This window comes from Marinobacter sp., assembly GCF_033722735.1.
Taxonomy (GTDB): domain Bacteria; phylum Pseudomonadota; class Gammaproteobacteria; order Pseudomonadales; family Oleiphilaceae; genus Marinobacter.
The window spans coordinates 41155-53700 of record NZ_JAWVYN010000002.1; the positions used below are offsets into that span (position 1 = coordinate 41155).

The 12546-nt window shown below is 62.1% G+C and carries 13 protein-coding genes; 11 read left to right on the forward strand and 2 right to left on the reverse strand.

Annotated features, from left to right (window positions below):
- Window position 1: 1 nt before the first annotated feature.
- A complete protein-coding gene (locus R3175_RS02030) occupies window positions 2–529 on the reverse strand; it encodes a DUF2062 domain-containing protein (protein WP_318942019.1) in 528 nt (175 codons plus the stop codon).
- 206 nt (window positions 530–735) lie between these two features.
- Between R3175_RS02030 and R3175_RS02035 the strand changes: the two genes are divergently transcribed.
- The 9 genes from R3175_RS02035 (at window position 736) to murB (ending at window position 9512) form a co-directional block, all read left to right on the forward strand.
- Window positions 736–3066 (forward strand): DNA internalization-related competence protein ComEC/Rec2, encoded by a 2331-nt coding sequence (locus R3175_RS02035; protein WP_318942021.1) that lies wholly within the window; start codon window positions 736–738, stop codon window positions 3064–3066.
- 72 nt (window positions 3067–3138) lie between these two features.
- Entirely contained in the window at window positions 3139–3765 is a 627-nt protein-coding gene (locus tag R3175_RS02040; RefSeq protein ID WP_318942023.1) for a MotA/TolQ/ExbB proton channel family protein, read from the forward strand.
- A gap of 5 nt (window positions 3766–3770) precedes the next feature.
- Window positions 3771–4193, forward strand: a complete 423-nt coding sequence (locus tag R3175_RS02045) for a biopolymer transporter ExbD (RefSeq protein ID WP_318942025.1) — start codon at window positions 3771–3773, stop codon at window positions 4191–4193.
- Entirely contained in the window at window positions 4180–5955 is a 1776-nt protein-coding gene (msbA, locus tag R3175_RS02050; protein WP_413231709.1) for a lipid A export permease/ATP-binding protein MsbA, read from the forward strand. Before R3175_RS02045 ends, msbA begins: the two co-directional genes overlap by 14 nt.
- Window positions 5952–6962 (forward strand): tetraacyldisaccharide 4'-kinase, encoded by a 1011-nt coding sequence (lpxK, locus tag R3175_RS02055; RefSeq protein ID WP_318942027.1) that lies wholly within the window; start codon window positions 5952–5954, stop codon window positions 6960–6962. Before msbA ends, lpxK begins: the two co-directional genes overlap by 4 nt.
- Window positions 6963–6983: 21 nt before the next feature.
- Window positions 6984–7172, forward strand: coding sequence for a Trm112 family protein (locus R3175_RS02060; RefSeq protein WP_318942029.1), 189 nt, complete (start codon window positions 6984–6986; stop codon window positions 7170–7172).
- A 31-nt stretch (window positions 7173–7203) separates the two neighbouring features.
- The gene (gene kdsB / locus R3175_RS02065) at window positions 7204–7980 is read left to right on the forward strand and encodes a 3-deoxy-manno-octulosonate cytidylyltransferase (RefSeq protein ID WP_318942030.1); all 777 of its coding nucleotides are present in this window, start codon (window positions 7204–7206) and stop codon (window positions 7978–7980) included.
- 9 nt (window positions 7981–7989) lie between these two features.
- Window positions 7990–8472 (forward strand): low molecular weight protein-tyrosine-phosphatase, encoded by a 483-nt coding sequence (locus tag R3175_RS02070; protein WP_318942031.1) that lies wholly within the window; start codon window positions 7990–7992, stop codon window positions 8470–8472.
- Entirely contained in the window at window positions 8469–9512 is a 1044-nt protein-coding gene (gene murB / locus R3175_RS02075; RefSeq protein WP_318942033.1) for a UDP-N-acetylmuramate dehydrogenase, read from the forward strand. The genes R3175_RS02070 and murB overlap by 4 nt, the downstream gene beginning before the upstream one ends.
- Before the next feature lie 76 nt (window positions 9513–9588).
- Here murB and R3175_RS02080 read toward each other — a convergent pair whose 3' ends face one another.
- On the reverse strand, window positions 9589–11325 hold the full coding sequence (locus R3175_RS02080; protein ID WP_318942036.1) for a proline--tRNA ligase: 1737 nt from the start codon (window positions 11323–11325) through the stop codon (window positions 9589–9591).
- Between the two features lie 157 nt (window positions 11326–11482).
- Here R3175_RS02080 and R3175_RS02085 point away from each other — a divergent pair, with 157 nt between their 5' ends.
- Both R3175_RS02085 and R3175_RS02090 read left to right on the forward strand, forming a co-directional pair.
- Complete coding sequence (locus tag R3175_RS02085) at window positions 11483–11896, forward strand: PaaI family thioesterase (protein ID WP_318942472.1); 414 nt, start codon at window positions 11483–11485, stop codon at window positions 11894–11896.
- A 17-nt stretch (window positions 11897–11913) separates the two neighbouring features.
- Window positions 11914–12537 carry a TetR/AcrR family transcriptional regulator gene (locus R3175_RS02090; RefSeq protein ID WP_318942038.1) on the forward strand — a complete coding sequence of 208 codons (624 nt, stop codon included), beginning with the start codon at window positions 11914–11916 and terminating at the stop codon, window positions 12535–12537.
- Window positions 12538–12546: the final 9 nt, after the last annotated feature.

A 12546-nucleotide genomic window follows, 5' to 3' on the forward strand; every position in this document is an offset into this window, starting at 1 on the left:
CTCAGGGCTCGCTCTGGGTACGGCGGAGTTGGCGTTCACGCCAGTGCGCGCGAACCTTGCGGCGCCAGAGATACTGTATCAGCAGGTAGCTCACACAGCTCGCCAGGGTGGCGACGATGAGCGAGCCAAAATACAACGGAATGCCGATATCAACCAGACTCTCGCTGATCCAGGACCAGGACAGCTCGAATTGGAAGTGCATCACCGGCCTGTCCAGTATCCAGGCTCCCACCTTGTAGTTGAAGTAGAACAGCGGCGGCATGGTCAGCGGGTTGCTGATCCAGACCAGCACCACGGACAGGGGCAGGTTGGCGTTGAACCAGATGGCGCAGAATGCGGCCGCAACCATCTGGAAGGGCATTGGAATAAAGCAGAAGAAGATGCCGATCAGGATGGCGCGGGCCACGCAGTGGCGGTTGATGTGCCACAGGTTGGGTTCGTGAAGGATATCGCCCAGGAAGTGCAACGCCTGAATCGACCGCACTCGGTCCGGCGTGGGCAGGTATCGTTTCATGAACTGCTTCGGCATTGTGAGGTTCTGCCTGTTCCGGTTACGGATATTGGGGTCCACTCAGTATAGGAGCCGACCTCTTCAACTCTAGCGTCCTGTCTGGTTAATCCGCCAATACAGACGGGACAACAGGCATCGGACATGGATTGTCCGGGGAGTCACGGTTGCGGGCAGGGATTACCGCTTTTTCATGCGGCGTTATATTACTGTATTGCCTCGACTTCATGCCACCTCTGTTGTGGCTGGGATCGACGTCGGTTGCGCTGCTGGCTGTGTCGCAATTCACAACCTGTTTACCGGCCCGGTCTATGGTGCTGATTGCCGGTGCCTTCGTCGCGGGGTTGGGCTGGGCGGGGTGGATGGCCAGCGAGCGCCTCGGCCAATCGCTGCCAGCGGCCTACGAAGGACGGGAACTGGCGGTTCACGGCTATGTTTGTGATGTGCCTTCCCCCGGGGTCTATGACAGCGTCCGTTTCAGCCTGTGTGTTGAAGACTGGCCTTCGCTGGCCGATACCGGCTCGCTGCCGGAGAAGCTGCGGCTTAGCTGGTACGGCGACCAGGCCCGCCTGGATCTGCCGCAGCGGTTACGGGCTGTTGTGGTGCTCAAGCGGCCCCACGGAGCGGTCAACCCCCAGGGGTTCCGCTATGAATCCTGGTTGTTCCGGCACAACTACCGGGCTCGGGGGACTGTTCGCCAACTTGAACCCTTGCCTGGCCAGGAATGCGCCCTCCCGTGCCAGTATCACCGACTTCGCCTTGCGATCGCCCGATCGCTGCATGAGCGGCTAGCCCAGAGCGAGCACCATCCGTTGGCGGAGGCGCTGCTGATGGGACATCGGGGCTGGTTGACCGCAGACCACTGGCGGGTGCTGCAGCAGACGGGGACCGTTCACCTGGTGGCGATTTCCGGATTGCATCTGGGGCTTATTGCGCTGGTCATCGGCCTGGCAGGGCGTTGGGCGCTGGCTCTGCTACCCCGGCACTGGCTTTCCCCCGCCGGCCAAAGGCTGGCGCTGGCGATAACGGTGTTGTTATTCGGCACGGCCTTCGCGTTACTGGCGGGATTCACGGTCCCCACACGGCGGGCGCTGCTGATGCTGGCGGTGGCCAGCCTACTGATGCTTGGCGGTCGCCAGCTCGGAGCCTGGACCGGTTACCTGCTGGCCCTGTTCCTGGTGCTGCTGTTCGATCCTCTTGCCCCCATGGACCAGGGCTTCTGGCTCTCGTTCTCTGCCGTGGCGATCCTCATCCTGGTGTTTGCGGCCCGACTGCAGTCTGCCGGCAGGTTGGCGACCCTGATGATCGCCCAGCTGGCGATTTTTGTCGGACTCTGGCCGGTGCTCGTCGTGGCCGGCCAGGCACCCACGGCGGTTGGGGGGCTGGCCAATCTGGTGGCGATTCCCTGGTTGTCGATCGTGGTCATGCCGGTTCTGCTGCTAGGTGGCGGGATTCTCGCCATCGTGCCGGCCTGGGGAGAAGGGGTTGGCAAGGTCTTCGACCTGGTCCTGGGGGCGATGTGGTTTCTGCTTGACCACCTCTCGGAGCTGCCACTGCCGCCCCTGGACAGTAACCTTGTGTTGGCGACGGTCCTGGCCGTGCAGGTTTTGACCTGTCTGTTTTTTCCCGGTCGCCGCAGCCGCATGGCTGTGGCGGGTGTCGTGCTTGCCTGGGGGGGGAGCTGCCTCGCCCCGACCGGCGATACCAAGCGGGCCAACGAGTGGGTCCGACATCCGGAAGTGTGGGTCTGGGACGTGGGGCAGGGGCTGTCGGTCATGCTCCGCCATCAACGGTCAGTGCTGCTTTATGACACCGGACCGGACTCGCCCTCAGGCTATTCCGCCGTGACCAGCGTGTTGTTACCCAACCTGCGGGCATTGGGGGTAAGCCAGTTGGACTATCTGGTGATCAGCCACGGGGATAACGACCATGCCGGCGGCCTTGAACACCTGCTCGAAGCGTTGCCTGTGGGCGACCTGGTCAGCGGTGAACCCCGGCGTCTGCAGGCGCGTTGGCCGGGCGGGCACACCCGGTCCGTCGATCCCTGCCTGACCGGGCGGTCTTGGCAGGTGGGAGAGTGGACGGTGCGGCTTTGGCAGTATCAGGGCGACGGTACCGGGGGCCCGACGGGAAACAACGCATCCTGTGTCCTGGTCGCCAGCTATCGTGGCAGCGAGCTGATCTTGCCCGGGGACATCAACGCCAACGCCGAGAGGGCGTTCATGGCAGACCCTGGGCGCGGGGCAGCGCCGGTCCGACGGCGCCTCGTGGTGGCTCCCCATCATGGCAGCAAAACGTCGTCGAGCGAGGAATGGGTGGCTTGGCTGGCACCGGAGGTGGCGATCTTCAGCGCCGGCTACCGGCATCGCTTCGGCCACCCCCACGAAGACGTGGTGGCCAGGTACCGGGCCGAGGGTAGCCGGCTGTACAATACCGCCTATTCCGGAGCCTTGCGCCTGGTTCTTGCCGGCGGCGGTCTGGAGATTGTTGAATCCCGGGCGGATTCGCCATTCTGGATTCGTTCCGCCGGGGGCAGGGAGCTGGATCGCGGACCGTGACAATACGGGTGTGGCCTCCAACGGCAGCTATGCTAAAGTAGCGCGGCTTGTAAATAAACAGGGAGACCAAGCGTGTTCGAGCTCTTGAAAGCTGGTGGCATCCTGATGGTGCCGATTGTTGCCTGTTCCATTTTGGCCCTTGCGATCATTCTGGAGCGGTTCTGGACGCTCCGGCCGTCTCGCATCACGCCGGAACACACCATCAATGAGCTCTGGCGCTGGATCAAGAAAAAAGAACTGAACGGCCGCAAACTGAAGATCCTGCAGGCGTCGTCACCCTTGGGGCGTATCCTGGCCGGCGGCCTGATGAACGCCAAGCATGGTCGTGAGATCATGAAAGAGAGCATTGAGCATGAGGCCAGTCAGGTTATCCACGAACTGGAGCGCTTCCTCAATCCGCTGGGTACTGTCGCCACCATCACGCCGTTACTGGGGCTGCTGGGTACCGTTATCGGCATGATCAAGGTGTTTGCCGAGATCCAACTGGCGGGGGTTGGCAACGCCGGCAACCTGGCCGGGGGCATCTCCGAGGCGTTGATTACCACGGCGGCGGGGTTGAGTGTGGCCATTCCCGCCTTGATCTGTCATCGCTATTTCATCCGCCGCGTCGATGAATTGGTGGTTGGCATGGAACAGGAAGCCATCAAGCTGGTGGAAGTTGTCCACGGCGACCGTGAAATCGACGTTGAAGGAGCCTGAGCGCCGTGAAATTCAAGCGCCAGAGGAGTCAGGAGGTCGGCGTTGATCTCACGCCACTGATTGATGTGGTGTTCCTGCTGCTGATTTTCTTTATGGTTTCCACGACCTTCACCCGTGAGAGCCACCTGCAGGTTGACCTGCCGGAGGCCGACGGGGTAACGGCCGAAACCGAGGTCCGTCAGATTGATGTGGTGGTAAACGCACAGGGCCAGTATGTGGTGAATGAACGGACGCTGGTCAACAACCGACTGGAAACCCTGGAAAGGGCTATCCGCGAACTGGCCCAGGGCGACACCAGTCTGCCGTTTATCATCACCGCGGACGCCAATACGCCGCACCAGTTTGTCGTCAGAGCGATGGACGTAGCGGGCCGCCTGGGCTTCGCCAAACTCAGTATCACGACCGAGCGTAGCAGTGAAGAACCTTGACCCGAAACTGGTCCTGCCCGCGGACTCCGCCAGTAACTGGCAAACCTATCGCCGATTGCTCGGCTATGTTCGACCTTTCATGCTGGCGTTTGCCCTGGCGGTGGTGGGCAACATCATCTACGCCGCCGCTTCGACGGCCATGGCCGCAGCCATGGAATACGTCATCGAGGCCATCGAGAATCCTACCGACAAGAACCGCCTGCTACTGACCGCGTTGATCGTGGGGGTGTTTGCGTTCCGCGGTCTTGGCACCTTCATGAGCCAATACTTCATCAGTTACGTGGGACGCAACGTCATCTTCGTGCTGAGAAACCAGGTCTTCGAGCGCCTGATGTCACTGCCGTCCCGCTATTTCGACGACAACGCCTCCGGCCGTCTGGTGTCCAAACTGACGTTCAATGTTGAGCAGGTCGCCGACGCCACTACCAACGCAGTGACCATCACGCTAAGGGAAGGGCTCACCATACTGGGCCTGCTGGGCTTCATGCTGTACACCAACTGGAAGCTGACGGCGGTGTTCGTTGTCGTCGGGCCCATCATCGGCCTGGTGGTCAGCTACGTCAGCAAGCGCTTCCGCAAGCTCAGCAAACGCATCCAGAACTCCATGGGAGACATTACCCATGTGGCGTCCGAGAGCATCTCCGGTTACCGCGTGGTGCGCACCTTCGGCGGTGAGGACTATGAGCGGGAACGCTTTCGTGGGGTGAGCCGCCGCAATCTGACCCAGAGCCTGAAGATGACCTCCACGCAAGCGATCAGCGTGCCGGTGATTCAGGTGCTGGTGGCGCTGGCCATTGCCTCGCTGGTCTGGCTGATGCTGGCCCCCGAGATCCGCGGCACCATGAGCACCGGTGAACTGATTGCCTTCATTACCGCGGCGACCACCATGGCCAAGCCCATCCGCCAGGTAACCTCCGTGCACGCCAAGATCCAGAAAGGCGTTGCAGCGGCTCAGGATGTCTTCAGTACCCTCGATGAGCAGCCGGAAGTGGACCAGGGCAGCTTTGCACCGGAACGGGTCAGCGGCGACATTCGGTTCAGGGACGTCAGCTTTCGCTACCGGGATCAACTGGACGATGTGTTGAAGGATATCAACCTGGACATCCCGGCGGGCCAGAGCGTCGCCCTGGTGGGGCGCTCCGGCAGCGGCAAGTCCACCCTGGTGAGCCTGTTGCCGCGTTTCTATGACCATACCGGCGGCTCGATCGCCATCGACGACCATCCAATCGCCGATTTCACGCTCGCGGCCCTGCGGGCCCAGATCGCCCTGGTCACCCAGAATGTGGTGCTGTTTAACGACACCATCGCGGCCAACATCGCTTACGGCGCCCTTCGGGACTGCAGCCGGGACGAGATCCGTGAGGCGGCGGCCAAGGCCCATGCCCTGGAGTTCATCGACCGGATGCCTGAAGGCCTGGATACCGTGATCGGTGACAATGGGGTCATGCTCTCCGGCGGGCAGCGTCAGCGACTGGCCATTGCCCGGGCGTTGCTGAAGAACGCCCCGATCCTGATCCTCGATGAAGCCACCTCGGCCCTGGATACCGAATCGGAACGTCATATTCAGGAGGCGCTGGAAACCGTGATGCAGGGGCGCACCACACTGGTGATCGCCCACCGACTGTCCACCATCGAGAACGCCGACCGCATCGTGGTCATGGAATCGGGACGCATTGTGGAATCCGGCAACCACGATCAGCTGCTGGCCGCCGGAGGGGCGTACGCCCAGCTGCACCAGATGCAGTTCAGTGAATCGGTATGACCGCCCGGGTCGATCGTCTCTGGTATGGCGCGGGCCGGCCGCTCTGGTTTCTGTGGCCTTTGGCCTGGCTGTTTCGCTGGCTTGCCGGTCGGCGGCGGCAAAGACTGCTAGGCGCGGGTCGGCCCCCCGGCCTTTCCGTTCCCGTGGTTGTGGTGGGCAACATCACCGCCGGCGGCACTGGTAAGTCCCCGTTAACCGCCTGGCTGGTGGCTACCCTGCAGAGTCAAGGCTGGCGTCCGGTGATTCTCAGTCGGGGGTATGGCGGCCGGGCCAGCGACTATCCGTTACTGGTCAGCAATTCGACCTCGCCCGCCCAGGCCGGGGATGAGCCGGTGATGCTGTGGCAGCAGACCGGCTGCCCGGTGGTGGTGGATCCCCAGCGATATCGTGGTGGCCAGTGGGCAATTCAGCAGCGCCTCGGCAACTTTCTTGTGTGTGATGATGGTCTGCAGCATTACCGTCTCCCCCGTGACCTGGAGTTGGCCGTCTTCGACGGTAAGCGGGGGCTGGGAAACGGCGCACCCATTCCGGTCGGACCGCTGCGGGAGCCGGCAGAGCGCCTGGCCTCGGTGGATTACGTGATCACCAATGGTGCTGAGCCGCTCGCGCTGGATCACCCGGAACAGTACTGCATGACACTGCAACCCCAGCGGCTCCGCCATCTGCACACCTCCGAAACCCGGTCCCTGGAGTGGTTACAGGGTCGTAAGGTAAGGGCGGTGGCCGGCATCGGTAATCCCCAACGATTTTTCGATACACTATCGGATCTGGGCGCTCAGGTCCGGGGGCTCGGCTTGCCCGATCATCACCGGTTCGAAACCTCCGATCTGGCCATCGGCCCGGATGAGGTGCTGGTGGTGACCGCCAAGGATGCGGTGAAATGCGCCGCACTGGCCCCGAGAGATACCTGGGTTCTGGACGTCACAGCAGAGTTGCCGGCGTCCTTTCGGAAGTCGGTGTTGACGCGTTTGGCCGCGTTGACCTCCACCGGTGGCGACGCCACCTAGCAAAGGTAATGAGACGACAACATGGATAAAAAACTTCTGGGCATGCTGGCGTGCCCCGTGTGCAAGGGTGACCTGAAATTCGATCAGGAGAAACAGGAACTCATCTGCTACAACGACGCCATGGCGTTTCCCATTCGTGAGGGGATTCCGGTTATGCTGGCGGTTGAGGCACGCACCCTGAGCACCGATGAGCGACTTGCCAAGCGCTGACCAACGTTGCCTGACGACGCAGGACTGAGTTATGTCATTTTCAGTTGTCATCCCGGCCCGCTACGCCTCGACCCGGCTACCGGGAAAACCGCTGGCGGACATCGCCGGCAAGCCCATGATCCGGCACGTATACGAACGCGCCGCGGAGAGTGACGCATCGCGCATTGTGATCGCTACCGACGATGAACGCATTCGGTCGGTCTGCGCGGAGTTCGGGGCCGAAACCGTGATGACGTCACCGGATCACGCCAGCGGTACCGATCGCCTGGAGGAGGTCGCCCGTCAGTTGGGATTCGGTGCCGATCACTGCGTGGTGAATGTCCAGGGAGATGAACCCCTGCTGCCTGCGTCCCTGATCAATCAGGTGGCCGCCAATCTGGCAGAGCACCCGGACGCCTCCATTGCCACGCTTTGTGAAGCCATTGCCGATCCCGCATCGGTCTTTAATCCCAACGTGGTGAAGGTGGTCTTCGACCACCGCGGTATGGCCCACTACTTCAGCCGGGCGCCGATACCGTGGGCCCGGGATGTCTGGGCAGCCGGGACCTTGCCGGATGAGTTGCCACCCAGCGTGGGTTATTACCGGCACATCGGCATCTACGGTTACCGGGTTAAATTGCTGCAGGACTTCGTGACCTGGCCGCCAGCGCCGACGGAGCTCACGGAATCCCTTGAGCAGCTTCGAGCGCTGTATCACGGCGCCCGAATCCATGTGGCGGAGGCCGGTGAGCGGCCACCCGCCGGAGTCGACACCGAAGCGGATCTGGAGCGGGTTCGGGCATGGTTCGAATCCGTGTCCACGCGCTAGGGAAGGACAATGACGGATAAAGTAAGGGTGCTGTTTGTTTGCCTGGGGAACATCTGTCGGTCGCCTACGGCTCAAGGGGTATTCCAGCGGGCGGTGGACCAGGCCGGGCTGGACCGTCTGGTGGAGGTGGATTCCTGTGGTACCGGATCCTGGCACGTGGGCAAGGCGCCGGATGAGCGGGCCATTGAAGCCGCGCGCCGCCGGGGGATCGATATCGGACATCTGAGGGCCCGCCAGTTCCAACCACGGGATCTGGCGCGGTTTGATTTTGTGTTGGTGATGGACCGACAAAACTTGGCGGACGTCAGGGAGCACTGGCAACGGGAAGGCGGGACAGAGCCCGAGCTATTCCTGGCGTACGCTGGCATGGAGGGGCCGCTGGAGGTTCCGGATCCGTATTTTGGTGGCGCACAGGGCTTCGAGCGGGTGCTGGATCTGATCGAATCGGCGAGCCAGGGGCTGATCGCCTCCATCCGGGAGCAGCGAGCGTGAACAACGGACTGGTCGTTCAGGAATCGGTGTGTCTTCGAGAACTCAATACGCTGCGTGTGGGGGTGACCGCCCGATTCTATACGAAGGTGCGGACCCTGGGCCAGTTGAGGCAGGCACTGACCTGGGCCCGGGAGCGAAACCTGGAGACCCTGGTTCTTGGCGGCGGCAGCAATCTGGTGTTTGCCGAAGATGTGAACGCGCTGGTGATCCATCTGGCCATTGTTGGCCGCTGCTGGCGAGACGTTCAGGACAGCCAGGCCACCCTGGTGCTTGGTGCCGGAGAGAACTGGCACGAAGCGGTGCTCTACGCCTCGGGGGCGGGGTATCGGGGTATCGAGAATCTGGCCCTGATTCCGGGCACCGCCGGTGCGGCCCCGGTACAGAATATCGGGGCCTATGGGGTTGAGCTCAGCGACACCCTGCTCAGTGTGACCGCACTCGATACCGAAACCCTGGAACCGGTGGTGCTGGCCAGCAACCAGTGCGACTTCGCCTACCGGGACAGCCTGTTCAAGCGTCAACCCGGCCGTTACATCATCCTGGAGATCGCGTTGCTGTTGTCCCGGTCACGGCCACTGGCCCTGGGTTATGGCGACCTCAAGCAGTATTTTTCCGGGCGACAGGTCTCCCGGTCGCTCACCCCGGCGGATGTCGCCCAGGGCGTAATGGCCATTCGCCGGCGCAAGTTGCCGGACCCGGCGCAATTGCCCAACGCCGGCAGTTTTTTCAAGAATCCCGTGGTAACCGACCAGACCTGGGAGCGTCTGAACAGAGACTACCCGGAGATGGTGGCCTATCCCGCCGACCACAGTGTCAAACTGGCTGCTGCCTGGCTGATCGACCAGTGTGGCTGGAAAGGCTACCGAAATGGCAAGGTGGGGGTACACAACCGCCAGGCGCTGGTGCTGGTCAATCACGGCGACGGTTCGGGAAGGGACATACTGGCGCTGGCGCGTCGCATTCGCGCCGATGTCGAGGAAAGGTTCGGCATTACCCTGGAGATGGAACCCCGAGTTGTGCCCGCCTCGCTGGGGCTGTAGCTAAACCCGAAGCTGCCGGTTGCCTCGGGCCTTGGCGGCTCCAGAGGCGACCGGCGTGCCGGGGGGCGCGGCCGGTTTACAGGCCGCGACGGGGAGAGGCATTGATGAGAAACGGCAGCGCCTCTTCAACGGGAATGTCCTGCCGGTCGGCATCGGTACGCCCCTTGTATTCCAGGGTGCCGGCCGCCAACCCCCGGTCGGACACGACCACGCGGTGGGGAATGCCTATCAGCTCCATATCCGCAAATTTCACCCCGGGCCGCTCATTCCGGTCGTCCAGCAGCACGTCATAGCCGGCCTGGCGCAACTGGTCGTAGAGGGCTTCGGCCGCTTCCATCACTGCCGGAGACTTGTGGGCATTGAGAGTGACGATGGCCACTTCGAACGGGGCAATGGCATCCGGCCAGATAATGCCCTTGTCGTCGTTGTTCTGCTCAATGGAGGCAGCGACGATCCGGGAAACACCAATGCCGTAGCAGCCCATCTCCACAATCGCGGTCTTGCCGTTCTCATCGAGCACGGTGGCGTTCATCGCCCGGCTGTACTTGTTGCCGAGTTTGAAAATGTGGCCCACCTCGATACCGCGACGGATCTCCAGGGTGCCTTTGCCGTCGGGGCTGGCATCGCCTTCCACCACGTTGCGCAGGTCTTCGACCCGAGGCAGGCTGGCATCGCGTTCCCAGTTCACCCCGGTGAGGTGATAGCCTTCCTTGTTGGCACCGCAGACGAAGTCCGCCAGGTGAGCGGCGCTGCGATCCACGATCACCGGAATGCTCAGGCCCACCGGACCGATGGAACCGGGTTTGCAGCCAATGGTCTGTTCAACCTCCTCGTCGGTCGCCATGGTCAGGGGCTCGGCCACCCCGGCCAGTTTCTCGGCCTTGATTTCGTTGAGGGTATGGTCGCCCCGCAGTATCAGGGCCACCAGACCGCCGTCCGCGCCTTCTTCCTCGGCCTCTGCCTTAACCAGCAGGGTCTTGACGGTTTGTGCCGCGTCGATACTCAGGAACTCCGCCACCGCGTCAATGGTGCGTTGGTCGGGCGTGGCCACCTCGGTCATCTGCTGAGAGGGCGCCGGACGCTCCCCGGACGGCGCCATTGCCTCCGCCTTCTCGATGTTGGCGGCGTAGTTACTGTCGGTGCTGAAGACAATGTCGTCTTCGCCGGAGGAGGCGAGGACGTGGAACTCATGGGACGAACTGCCGCCGATGGAGCCGGAGTCGGCCTGCACCGGCCGATAGTCCAGGCCCAGGCGGTCGAAGATGGCGCAGTAGGTCCGGTGCATCACCTGGTAGGTCTCGTCGAGCGAGGCCTGATTGAGGTGGAACGAGTAGGCGTCCTTCATCAGGAACTCGCGGGCGCGCATGACACCAAACCGAGGCCGGCGTTCGTCGCGGAACTTGGTCTGGATCTGGTAGAAGTTTGCGGGCAGTTCCTTGTAACTCTTAATCTCATTCCGGATGAGGTCGGTAATGACTTCCTCGTGGGTGGGGCCGAAACAGAAATCCCGGCCATGTCGATCATTAAGACGCAGCAGCTCGCCGCCATACTGCTCCCAGCGGCCGGATTCCTGCCACAGTTCCGCCGGTTGCACGGCGGGCATCAGGACCTCCTGGGCGCCACTCTTGTCCATCTCCTCGCGCACAATGCGCTCCACCTTACGCAGCACCCGAAGGCCCATTGGCAACCAGGTATACAGACCGGCAGCCAGCTTGCGGATCATGCCGGCCCGGAGCATCAATTGGTGGCTGATGACTTCGGCGTCGGCCGGGGTTTCTTTCAGGGTTGCAATCAGGTAGCGGCTTGCTCGCATCGTGTCTTCCGTAAGCAATTGAACTGTGGGATAGCGGGCCCGTTTCGATGGGAGCCGGGCTGGCTTCCGACCTTGGCCTGCTTTATTTGTCGTTTCGCGGGGGTTATTGTACGGAGCCTACGGAACAAGGTACAGATTTGAGGGGTACTGTATGAGCCTGTCTGCGGTGGAAGTGGAGGAATTGATCCGGGCCGGTGTGCCGATGGCGTCGGATATCGGCTTCAAGGTTGACCGTGCCGGAGAGGGGTTTGCCCATACCCGCATCCCGTTTACCGACCGACTCATCAGGCCGGGTGGGACAATTTCCGGTCCGGTTCAGATGGCTTTGGCCGATGCATCCATGTATGCCGCTGTTTTGGCCTCTTTAGGCAAGGTGGAAATGGCAGTAACGAGTAACCTTTCGATCAATTTTCTGCAGAAGCCGGCTCCCTGCGACCTGCGGGCCGAAGCGGTCGTTCTGCGATTGGGCCGACGTCTCGCTTTTTGCGAAGTTAGGCTACTCTCAGGAGGAGAAGGAGACGAACAATTGGTGGCGCACGTGACAGGCAGTTACGCGTTACCGGCCAAGTAATTCTCTACAGGACCAGCATGAGCGACGACCAAATTGATGTAAAACCCCGCCGTACCCCAGTGCAGGCCCGCAGTCGTGAGCGGGTCAACAGCATCCTTAAACACGCGGCGGAGATCTTCAATGAAGTGGGGGTGGACGGAACCAGCATGTCCGCGATCGCACGTAAGTCCGATATGTCGCTGGCATCCCTGTACCGCTACTACCCCAATAAGGCGGCGATCGTCCAGGCCATCGCGGAAACTCACGTGGCCCGGATGGAGCAGGAGTTGCGGGACCGTCTGGCCGAGACCAGCATTGAAGATGCCGTCGATGTGCTGATTGACCTGTACTACGACTTTTATCGCAATGAGCCCGCCTATTCCGCCATATGGAGCGGGGTGGAGTCCATGCCCGAACTCCGGGACCTCGACCTCAAGGAGCTGTACACCAACGCCCGGGATCTGGACCGGAGGCTCAAGCACGAGTTCCCCCACCTGCCGGACCAGCGTCGCTGGAGCGCCAGTCTGCTCCTGCCCAGGGCAACAGGCACCATGCTGCGGCTCGCCGTGACCTTGCCCGAGGACGAAGCGGAAAACCTGGTGGAAGAAATCAAATCCATGGCCCGGGCCTACCTGATGCAGCTGGCCGGCGCCGGCGTATAGCCGCTAACC